4 protein-coding genes, 2 tRNA genes and 4 rRNA genes (1 of these 10 running past the window's edge) are annotated in these 10,534 nt (G+C 55.2%); 4 read left to right on the plus strand and 6 right to left on the minus strand.

All coding sequences use genetic code 11. From position 1 onward, the window contains the following. The first annotated feature begins 764 nt into the window (after positions 1 to 764). Genes I9H07_RS23420 through I9H07_RS23435 form a run of 4 tightly spaced genes read left to right on the plus strand, consistent with a single transcriptional unit; the run spans position 765 to position 6,488 of the window. On the plus strand, positions 765 to 1,541 hold the full coding sequence (locus I9H07_RS23420) for a DUF3050 domain-containing protein (RefSeq protein WP_058390860.1): 777 nt from the start codon (positions 765 to 767) through the stop codon (positions 1,539 to 1,541). 42 nt (positions 1,542 to 1,583) lie between these two features. Beyond that, the gene (locus tag I9H07_RS23425) at positions 1,584 to 2,531 is read left to right on the plus strand and encodes a diiron oxygenase (RefSeq protein WP_236425081.1); all 948 of its coding nucleotides are present in this window, start codon (positions 1,584 to 1,586) and stop codon (positions 2,529 to 2,531) included. After that, positions 2,528 to 5,977, plus strand: a complete 3,450-nt coding sequence (locus tag I9H07_RS23430; RefSeq protein ID WP_236425082.1) for a non-ribosomal peptide synthetase — start codon at positions 2,528 to 2,530, stop codon at positions 5,975 to 5,977. The genes I9H07_RS23425 and I9H07_RS23430 overlap by 4 nt, the downstream gene beginning before the upstream one ends. 34 nt (positions 5,978 to 6,011) lie before the next feature. Beyond that, positions 6,012 to 6,488, plus strand: coding sequence for an SRPBCC family protein (locus I9H07_RS23435; protein ID WP_058824811.1), 477 nt, complete (start codon positions 6,012 to 6,014; stop codon positions 6,486 to 6,488). Positions 6,489 to 6,586: 98 nt separating this feature from the next. Here I9H07_RS23435 and rrf (I9H07_RS23440) read toward each other — a convergent pair. The 6 genes from rrf (I9H07_RS23440) to I9H07_RS23465 all read right to left on the minus strand — a co-directional run. Then, positions 6,587 to 6,702, minus strand: a 5S ribosomal RNA gene (gene rrf, locus I9H07_RS23440). 107 nt (positions 6,703 to 6,809) lie between these two features. Beyond that, a 5S ribosomal RNA gene (gene rrf / locus I9H07_RS23445) occupies positions 6,810 to 6,925 on the minus strand. Between the two features lie 157 nt (positions 6,926 to 7,082). Continuing rightward, a 23S ribosomal RNA gene (locus I9H07_RS23450) occupies positions 7,083 to 9,976 on the minus strand. A 242-nt stretch (positions 9,977 to 10,218) separates the two neighbouring features. Next, positions 10,219 to 10,294 (minus strand) — tRNA-Ala (locus I9H07_RS23455). A 30-nt stretch (positions 10,295 to 10,324) separates the two neighbouring features. Then, positions 10,325 to 10,401 (minus strand) — tRNA-Ile (locus I9H07_RS23460). Between the two features lie 123 nt (positions 10,402 to 10,524). After that, positions 10,525 to 10,534: ribosomal RNA gene (locus tag I9H07_RS23465) — 16S ribosomal RNA — on the minus strand (it continues 1,529 nt past the right edge of the window). The 16S, 23S and 5S rRNA genes sit together here with 2 tRNA genes alongside, the layout of an rRNA operon.

Below are 10,534 nucleotides of genomic sequence, written 5' to 3' on the forward strand. Positions count from 1 at the left end.
GACCCACAGCGCTGCGAATCTGTGGATCAGCCGGTCGCTGTGCTGCACACCTCTCCCCTGCACCGCCCTGCATGCTTCATGGCACGGTGTCATTACGTCTATTTTTCCTGATACGCCGGGTGGGTGGCTGCCGGAATGAGGCAAACTCGGCTGTGGCTCAATAAGACCCAACCGGAGGGTCGACCTTGGCCACGGCTGAACTGTCCAGGCACGACCGGGACGGTTCTCTGTTCACCTGAACTCAATGGATAAGGAGTTGCTGAACAGGGCAGGAAGACATTGGACGTCAATTCCAATGTCGCCCGCAAAAAAACAAACATTCAAATTGTTCGATATAACGGCAACGCTGAGCGAGGCATTCGTTCATTGTTTACAATTCCGACTTAATAAGCCGGACGGGTTGCCTGCGCCCCTATAAAACATATAAGCCCTGTTTTATACGGCAACTTACAGCCCGGAAAAACCATAAATTAAATATTATAAAATAGTGATTGCATGGCCCATTGAATATGTTCTAAGTTTTCTACGCAGCCAATGTTGAATCAGGCCTTAAGCGCAAGACTCCACGGCTTCAGGCGCTGAATTCCACCCCCTGAACGGGCGCTTTAAATCTGTATGCTCTGCTATTAAACATTGTTTAAACAGCAGGCTGATGCTCGCCTTTTACAGGTAAGTAGTGACTTGAAGCTCCCCACTAACAGCGGCTGCTTTCAACACAGACCAATGCAACATTTAACCGCCACTCTGACGCCAAGGGTATCGCCATGCTTTGTGAGAAAACGCTGTTAGACCACAAGAAAGTTGAACTCAGTCATCACCCGATCTTTACGGAAATAAATTCTCTGCTCGTGCTTCGGCGCTTTATGGAGACGCATGTCTTCGCCGTCTGGGACTTCATGTCCCTGACCAAGCGCTTGCAGCAGGAACTGACGTGCACCCAACTGCCCTGGCTGCCGCCGATCGATGCGGCTGCCGCCCGCCTGATCAATGAAATCGTACTGGGGGAGGAATCCGACAACCGATTGGGGCACGGCCATTACAGCCATTTCGAGCTGTATCTGGACGCCATGCGTGAGATAGGCGCGAGCACGTTGCAGATAGAGCGCTTCATCGAACTGCAAAGACAGGGCGTGCATTACGCAACCGCGTTGCAACAGGTCAACGCAGGTCAGGCTGCTACAGCGTTCGTGACCCACACCCTCGACACCGCGCTACATGCACCGGCACACAGCGTCGCTGCTGCGTTCCTGCATGGCCGCGAGAGCGTCATCCCGCTGATGTTCCAGAGCATTCTCGATGACTGGGGCATCACGGCCGATCAGGCACCGACCTTTCGCTACTACCTGGAGCGCCACATCGAAGTGGACTCCGAAGACCACGGCCCCGCAGCAGAGCAATTGCTGGCTCGACTGGTGGCTGGCGATGCGCAACGCGAGAAAGAGGTTTACCAGGCGGCCATCGCAGCGGTGGAAAGCAGGCTCCAGTTGTGGAACACGCTACGCATGAGCATGCGCACGCCGCTGATGCAGGCCAGCGCATAAGGCCAGGTCGCAACATCCTGAAGCTCTTACAAGGAAGCCATCATGAAAGCAGAAGACTACCGGTCATTCATAGATGCGTGGGAGGGCCGCGCCACCATTCGCACTCGTCCACGCAGGATCGTCGAGAACGATGAAAAACTGATCTATCCGCTCAGTCGTCAGCCGCTGGTGCTCAGTGACACATTCACCCGTGAATGCGCGCCGCTGCGTGATTACGCGCTGGTGCAGAGCCTGTACAAGTTCATCAACGACGTGGTGATCTTTGAAACCGAGATCGTCGACAAGACCGCGCGCAGTATTGCGAAGGACAACTTCGCGATTCGCTTTCCGTTCGCTTGCCGCTATGACGCGATGACCGTGGTGGTCGACGAGGATTACCACGCGCTGGTTGCCATGGACTTCATGCAGCAGACCATCGCGCTTACCGGTATCCAGCCAATCCGGTTGCCTGACGAAATCGAACTGAGCCGGGCGATACCCGCAGCGCTGACGCTGGCGCCCGCCCATCTGCGCAGTGCCGTGGAGCTGATCTGCGTCGCTATTGCGGAGAACACCGTAACCAGCGATGTCGCAGCCTTCGCCAAGGACGACTCGGTCAAGCAGTCGGTGAAGGGACTGATGGCCGATCACTTGCTGGACGAAGGCAGACACTCGGGTTTCTGGGCGCGCCTGGTACGGATTTACTGGCATACCGCGCCCGAACAGGATCGTGACTGTATCGCCCGCATCATGCCGGTGTTCATCGCTCAATACCTGACTAACGATATCCAGAGCGGCTTCGATTTCACCCTGATCGAGCACTTGCAGGTGCCTGATCGGGTCAAGCAAGCGCTCAGGGCTGAAACCCTGGCGATGAGCTTCCCCGTCAACCGCCACCACCCGCTGATCGGCAATATCGTGCGCTTCTTCAAGAGCAGCTCGATGCTGGACGATCCTTGTGTGCAGCGTGAGCTGGCAGCGTATCTACCTGCCCAGGGATCGCTGCAATGAAGCGCCTGGAGATTGTGCTCATCGGTCGCAGCCTGACCCTGAGCGAACTGACTGCCGAGCTGCAGGCGCACGGGCATGCGGTGCAGCACTTGCCCGATCAGAACGCCCTGCAAGCGTGGTCAGGTGCTGGCAGCTCACTGCTGATCGAAGACGGCAGCCTGGACCTGAACGAGGTCCTGCCGGAAACATGCGCACATTGCGTGCGTGTTGGTCTGCGCGTCGGTTTCAGTGCTGCGCTGGCGTCGGGACTGCCACGGCTGGAGCTGATGTGCTGGCATGGATCTGCCAGATCTCAACGCTTGATCACCCGTGAGTGGGCGAACACAAGCGAGTCAGGCAACGGGCGTATGCTGCGGGATGAGGCTGTCGCCAGACTGGTGGAGCTAACGGCGTTACATGTCAGTCGCCTCTCCAGGGATGACAGCTACCTCGACAGCTTACCCACCGCGCAGCCTGCTCAGAGTGAACGGCAGGACAGTGTGCAGGCGATTGATCGATTGCTGTTCGAGCATCGCCTGAATCAGACGGCACAACCGCATCTGCTGAAAGTCGCCGAAACGCCGATCAGCGAACGGCTTGACCAGGCGCTGCTGAAGTTCGCCGGGCGCCCGGCACTGCTGATCCACGATCAGGCGTACAGCTATCGCGAGCTGCATGCACACAGCGTCACCCTGCAGCATCATTTGATGCCGCTGCTGATTGAGCACAGGGCGACCGGTACACAACCGGTGATCGGCATTTGCCTGCCCAAATCAGTCGAGCTGTATGCGGGCATTCTGGCGATTCTGGGCTGCGGGGGGGTGTATCTGCCGCTTGATCCCGGTCAGCCTCTGCAACGTCAGCAGTACATTCTGGAAAACGCCGGCGCCATGCTGTTGCTGCACGACGGGACGCATCCGCTGGCGGCTGCCGAGTTTCCGGCGCTGGATATCAGTGCGATGACCGTGCGGGAAGTGCCTGCGACCTTGATGCGCGTTGTGCCTGATCCAGATGCGCCGTGTATGGCGCTGTACACGTCGGGCACTACCGGGCAGCCGAAAGGCGTGTCGCTCAGCCAGCGCAACCTCAGTCACTTCACGGCCTGGTACGCCGAATACGTAAACCTGAACGAACGCAGCCGGGTGCTGCAGTTTTCGACGTTGAGCTTCGACTCGTCGATCATCGATATCTTCCCGACCTGGCTCAGTGGCGCTGAACTGGTGGTGCCTGACGAAGATCAGCGACGCGATCCGTTGCAGTTGCTGGGTGTGCTGCAGCACGGCATTACCCATGCGTTTTTACCACCCGCGCTGTTGAGCATTCTGCCGCTGGATCAGCCGCTGGGGCTTGAGCATGTGGTGACCGGCGGCGACGTCTGTGAGCCGCATGTCATCGCACAACTTGCCGGGCAATGCCATTTCCACAACCTGTACGGGCCCACCGAAGCGACCGTGCTGGTCACGGCCTGCGCGTTTCGGTCGTCCGGCAGCAATCGTACGCTGGGGCAGCCGATTGCCAACAGCCAGGTGTGGATTCTGGATGAGCAATTACAGCCCGTCGCCGAGCAGACGCCGGGGGAACTGTACATCGTCGGTCCCGGCGTTTGTCTGGGTTATATCAACAATCCTGAACTGACGACCGAGCGCTATGTACAGCTCAAGACTCCAGACGGGCAACACCTGCGCGCCTATCGCACCGGCGATATCGCGAAGTGGACGGCTGACGGCGTCGAGCTGATCGGTCGTCGCGACAATCAGGTGAAGATCCGGGGTTTCAGGGTCGAGCCAGAGGAGATCGAGCACTGCCTGCGCGCCAGTCAGTTGTATCGGCAAGTGGCCGTGGTGGTAGACGGCCAACGGCGCATTCTGGCGTTTCTCGCGCAACCGTATGGTGCTCATGACGAACAGGCATTGAGAGCTCATGTGCAGCGTTTGCTGCCGGACTATATGCACCCCGCCGTTTACACGCTATTGCCCGGTATGCCGTTTGCCAGCAACGGCAAGATCGATCGCAAAGCGTTGCTCGAAATCCCGCTGAGTTTTACTGAACAGCACACCCGTCGCCTAGCTGCGACTGCACAAGAGCAGACACTGGTGGAGTTATGGGCAGAGCTGTTGGAGCTGCCGCCGGGGGACATCTCGACCGACGAAAGCTTTTTCAATCTGGGTGGCCATTCGATTCTGCTGTCGCGCCTGCTATTGGGCATTCGTGAACGGTTCGGACGCAGTATTCCGATCAACCGCTTCATCGAAGCCCCTACCGTTCTGACACTGGCCGGTCTGATCGACAGCGACGGCACACCGGAATACACCATCAGTCCGCAAGCGCTCCTGGACGCCAATGCGGAGGTTCAGCTTTCAACGTTGCCCATCGGCAAGTTGGGTGATGTTCATCGGGTCATCGTCACCGGTGCCAACGGCTTTCTCGGGGTACATATCGTCGAAGCCTTATTGAACGGGGGAGCGACCGAGATCGCCTGTCTGGTTCGTGAAGGGCCGGGGCAAAGCGCACAGCAGCGCTTCGAGCATGCGCTGCGGGAGAACCGGCTGGATCATCTGGACCTGAGTCGTGTGAGGGTCTATTCGGCCGATGTGACAAAACCCAGGCTGGGGCTCAGCGATGTGGTTTATGAAAGGCTTGATCAGGAGTTCGGCGCATTGGTGCATAACGCGGCCAACGTGAACCACGTTCAGGACTATGAAACCCTCGCTCGAGACAACGTCGCCCCGGTTTTCGAATGCCTGAAACTGTGTGAAGGGCGCTGCAAGAAGATCTTCAACTTTGTCTCGACGCTCTCCGCCTCCAGCGCCACGGATGCAGCCGGCAATGTGCTTGAGCAACCGGCTGCCGAGACACCTCCGATCTACATCAAGAATGGCTACAACCTTTCCAAGTGGGTTGCTGAGCGTGTTCTGCAGCGCGCGAGGGATCAGGGCGCGTGGGTGAACATCTATCGCCCTGGCAACATCGCGTTCAACAGTATCAGCGGCGTATGCCAACCACAGAAAAACCGTTTGATGCTGATGTTGAAGGGTTCATTGCAGCTCGGCCAGGTTCCGGAGTTCGACATCAACTTCGATCTGATGCCGGTGGACTTTCTGGCGCGCTTCATCGGCTTTCATGCCAGTCGTTATCTGCCTGAGCGTGCGGTGTTCAATCTGCATAACCCCGAGCCCCTGAGCTGGAGCAGTTATGTGGAGGCTTTCCGCGCATCAGGGCACCCATTCGAGCTGGTCAGCGTGGCGCAATGGCAGGCCCAGCTCAGCCGCGTCGACAACCAGAACGCGCTATTTGGCGTACTGGGCTTCTACCTGGATGGTTTGGAAGAGGACATCGGCGATATCTCGATGATCGAGTACCAGAACACCCTGGCCGGCATTCGTCACATGGGTGAGCAGTACCCGCAGAAAACTCCGGCGCTGCTGCGCAAGGGCTGCGATTACCTGAAGGAAATCGACTTCATCTGAGTCGAGACCTCTACTGACGTAAATGGAGAAACACATGAAAGCACTTCACAGCAATCTGAAGCCAGACACCCTGATCAAGAACCCGGAGCAATGCCGAGTCGTTTCAGCGGTGGAAATCCCGAGTGATGCGCATAGCGTGTGGGCAGTCGTGGGTAATTTTGGCGGCTTTCAGGCTTTTATTTCAGCACTTGAAAGTACCGAGGTCACTGGCACCGGTGCAGGCTCGGTGCGCAAGAAGCTGTTCAAGGACGGCAACGTGGCCATCGAGCAACTGAACTCCCGCGATGATCATGCGTTGTATATGACCTGGTCGCTGATCCACACCAGTTTGCCTGTCAGCAATCTGTGGGCAGCAATGACTGTTGAGGCTACCGGTGACCAGAGGTGTATCGCAAGCTGGACGATTGTGGCGAATTCGGTTCAGGGCGGCCCTGAGGGAGCAGCGTTTGAAGCGTTTCTTCAGGGGTTTGCTGACGGTGCCATGAGTCACGCGCGCAGCCTGTTTGCCTGATCCACACAATCGGGTGACAGCCCACCCAGGGCGGTTGTTGATAGCCCATAACGACAAAACCCCTCATCGCGTGAGCGATGAGGGGTTTCGGAATTTGATCTTGACGATGACCTACTCTCACATGGGGAAACCCCACACTACCATCGGCGATACATCGTTTCACTACTGAGTTCGGGATGGGATCAGGTGGTTCCAATGCTCTATGGTCGTCAAGAAATTCTGTTGCCGATCCGTTATCAGGTAACGTGCCAGCGAATTTTGGTGACTTCTACTTAAACAAAAACCCTCAACGCGTAAGCGATGAGGGTTTTTGGAATTTAATCTTGACGATGACCTACTCTCACATGGGGAAACCCCACACTACCATCGGCGATACATCGTTTCACTGCTGAGTTCGGGATGGGATCAGGTGGTTCCAATGTTCTATGGTCGTCAAGAAATTCGGGTACCGAGTCGTGCCTTGCGGCGCGCTTCAGCAAATCGGGTATGTGACAGTCAGTCGTTCAGGTGTTGTTCGTGACCGCAAACCTTCGGTTCGTGTCATCTCCACAGTCACCGCAATCTGGCCTTTCGATCAAATTGCTTGGGTGTTATATGGTCAAGCCTCACGGGCAATTAGTATTGGTTAGCTCAACGCCTCACAGCGCTTACACACCCAACCTATCAACGTCGTAGTCTTCGACGGCCCTTCAGGGAACTCAAGGTTCCAGTGAGATCTCATCTTGAGGCAAGTTTCCCGCTTAGATGCTTTCAGCGGTTATCTTTTCCGAACATAGCTACCCGGCAATGCCACTGGCGTGACAACCGGAACACCAGAGGTTCGTCCACTCCGGTCCTCTCGTACTAGGAGCAGCCCCTCTCAAATCTCAAACGTCCACGGCAGATAGGGACCGAACTGTCTCACGACGTTCTAAACCCAGCTCGCGTACCACTTTAAATGGCGAACAGCCATACCCTTGGGACCGGCTTCAGCCCCAGGATGTGATGAGCCGACATCGAGGTGCCAAACACCGCCGTCGATATGAACTCTTGGGCGGTATCAGCCTGTTATCCCCGGAGTACCTTTTATCCGTTGAGCGATGGCCCTTCCATACAGAACCACCGGATCACTAAGACCTACTTTCGTACCTGCTCGACGTGTCTGTCTCGCAGTCAAGCGCGCTTTTGCCTTTATACTCTACGACCGATTTCCGACCGGTCTGAGCGCACCTTCGTACTCCTCCGTTACTCTTTAGGAGGAGACCGCCCCAGTCAAACTACCCACCATACACTGTCCTCGATCCGGATAACGGACCTGAGTTAGAACCTCAAAGTTGCCAGGGTGGTATTTCAAGGTTGGCTCCACGCAGACTGGCGTCCACGCTTCAAAGCCTCCCACCTATCCTACACAAGCAAATTCAAAGTCCAGTGCAAAGCTATAGTAAAGGTTCACGGGGTCTTTCCGTCTAGCCGCGGATACACTGCATCTTCACAGCGATTTCAATTTCACTGAGTCTCGGGTGGAGACAGCGCCGCCATCGTTACGCCATTCGTGCAGGTCGGAACTTACCCGACAAGGAATTTCGCTACCTTAGGACCGTTATAGTTACGGCCGCCGTTTACCGGGGCTTCGATCAAGAGCTTCGCTTGCGCTAACCCCATCAATTAACCTTCCGGCACCGGGCAGGCGTCACACCCTATACGTCCACTTTCGTGTTTGCAGAGTGCTGTGTTTTTAATAAACAGTCGCAGCGGCCTGGTATCTTCGACCGGCGTGGGCTTACGCAGTAAATGCTTCACCCTCACCGGCGCACCTTCTCCCGAAGTTACGGTGCCATTTTGCCTAGTTCCTTCACCCGAGTTCTCTCAAGCGCCTTGGTATTCTCTACCCAACCACCTGTGTCGGTTTGGGGTACGGTTCCTGGTTACCTGAAGCTTAGAAGCTTTTCTTGGAAGCATGGCATCAACCACTTCATGTTCTAAAAGAACACTCGTCATCAGCTCTCGGCCTTAAGATCCCGGATTTACCTAAGATCTCAGCCTACCACCTTAAACCTGGACTACCAACGCCAGGCTGGCCTAGCCTTCTCCGTCCCTCCATCGCAATAACCAGAAGTACAGGAATATTAACCTGTTTTCCATCGACTACGCTTTTCAGCCTCGCCTTAGGGACCGACTAACCCTGCGTCGATTAACGTTGCGCAGGAAACCTTGGTCTTTCGGCGTGGGTGTTTTTCACACCCATTGTCGTTACTCATGTCAGCATTCGCACTTCTGATACCTCCAGCAAGCTTCTCAACTCACCTTCACAGGCTTACAGAACGCTCCTCTACCGCATCATCATAAGATGATACCCGTAGCTTCGGTGCATGGTTTGAGCCCCGTTACATCTTCCGCGCAGGCCGACTCGACTAGTGAGCTATTACGCTTTCTTTAAAGGGTGGCTGCTTCTAAGCCAACCTCCTAGCTGTCTAAGCCTTCCCACATCGTTTCCCACTTAACCATGACTTTGGGACCTTAGCTGACGGTCTGGGTTGTTTCCCTTTTCACGACGGACGTTAGCACCCGCCGTGTGTCTCCCATGCTCGGCACTTGTAGGTATTCGGAGTTTGCATCGGTTTGGTAAGTCGGGATGACCCCCTAGCCGAAACAGTGCTCTACCCCCTACAGTGATACATGAGGCGCTACCTAAATAGCTTTCGAGGAGAACCAGCTATCTCCGAGCTTGATTAGCCTTTCACTCCGATCCACAGGTCATCCGCTAACTTTTCAACGGTAGTCGGTTCGGTCCTCCAGTTAGTGTTACCCAACCTTCAACCTGCCCATGGATAGATCGCCCGGTTTCGGGTCTATTCCCAGCGACTAGACGCCCTATTAAGACTCGCTTTCGCTACGCCTCCCCTATTCGGTTAAGCTCGCCACTGAAAATAAGTCGCTGACCCATTATACAAAAGGTACGCAGTCACCCAACAAAGTGGGCTCCCACTGCTTGTACGCATACGGTTTCAGGATCTATTTCACTCCGCTCTCCGCGGTTCTTTTCGCCTTTCCCTCACGGTACTGGTTCACTATCGGTCAGTCAGTAGTATTTAGCCTTGGAGGATGGTCCCCCCATATTCAGACAAGGTTTCTCGTGCCCCGTCCTACTCGATTTCATTGCAAAGGGATTTTCGCGTACAGGGCTATCACCCACTATGGCCGTCCTTTCCAGAACGTTCCGCTAATCTCAATACAACTTAAGGGCTGGTCCCCGTTCGCTCGCCACTACTAAGGGAATCTCGGTTGATTTCTTTTCCTCAGGGTACTTAGATGTTTCAGTTCCCCTGGTTCGCCTCTTGCACCTATGTATTCAGTACAAGATAACCATCTTATGATGGCTGGGTTCCCCCATTCAGACATCTCCGGATCACAGTCTGTTTGCCGACTCCCCGAAGCTTTTCGCAGGCTACCACGTCTTTCATCGCCTCTGACTGCCAAGGCATCCACCGTATGCGCTTCTTCACTTGACCATATAACCCCAAGCAATCTGGTTATACTGTGAAGACGACATTCGCCGAAAGTTTGCATTTCACAAACTTTACCTTAGCCCGGACACACACCAGTGAAAGAGGTGCCCGGTCTATATTTCTTTCTATCACATACCCAAATTTTTAAAGAACGATCTAATCAAAGACTAGAAATCAACATTCACGCATCAATCCTCAGGATCGATGGAATGCTCATTTCTAAGCTTTCAAACAGAAGCAGTAAGTGGTGGAGCCAAGCGGGATCGAACCGCTGACCTCCTGCGTGCAAGGCAGGCGCTCTCCCAGCTGAGCTATGGCCCCGTATTTCTACAGGCGTTTCCCACACAAAATTGGTGGGTCTGGGCAGATTCGAACTGCCGACCTCACCCTTATCAGGGGTGCGCTCTAACCAACTGAGCTACAGACCCAATTTCGAGCTTGTAGCCGCTAGCTTGGAGCTATCAGCTTGGAGCTTAAAGCTGCTTCTAATCGTCTTCTTCAATGAATCAAGCAATTCGTGTGGGTGCTTATGGTGCAGCTGAGTCGTCGATTAAGGAGGTG

The sequence above is a fragment of the Pseudomonas syringae genome, from assembly GCF_023278085.1.
Lineage (GTDB): Bacteria > Pseudomonadota > Gammaproteobacteria > Pseudomonadales > Pseudomonadaceae > Aquipseudomonas > Aquipseudomonas syringae_Q.

Bases quoted from the DNA above. Each gene is read 5' to 3' on its own strand.
- I9H07_RS23420 (WP_058390860.1), top strand. From the start codon at position 765: ATGCTTTGTGAGAAAACGCTGTTAGACCACAAGAAAGTTGAACTCAGT.
- I9H07_RS23425 (WP_236425081.1), top strand. From the start codon at position 1,584: ATGAAAGCAGAAGACTACCGGTCATTCATAGATGCGTGGGAGGGCCGC.
- I9H07_RS23430 (WP_236425082.1), top strand. From the start codon at position 2,528: ATGAAGCGCCTGGAGATTGTGCTCATCGGTCGCAGCCTGACCCTGAGC.
- I9H07_RS23435 (WP_058824811.1), top strand. From the start codon at position 6,012: ATGAAAGCACTTCACAGCAATCTGAAGCCAGACACCCTGATCAAGAAC.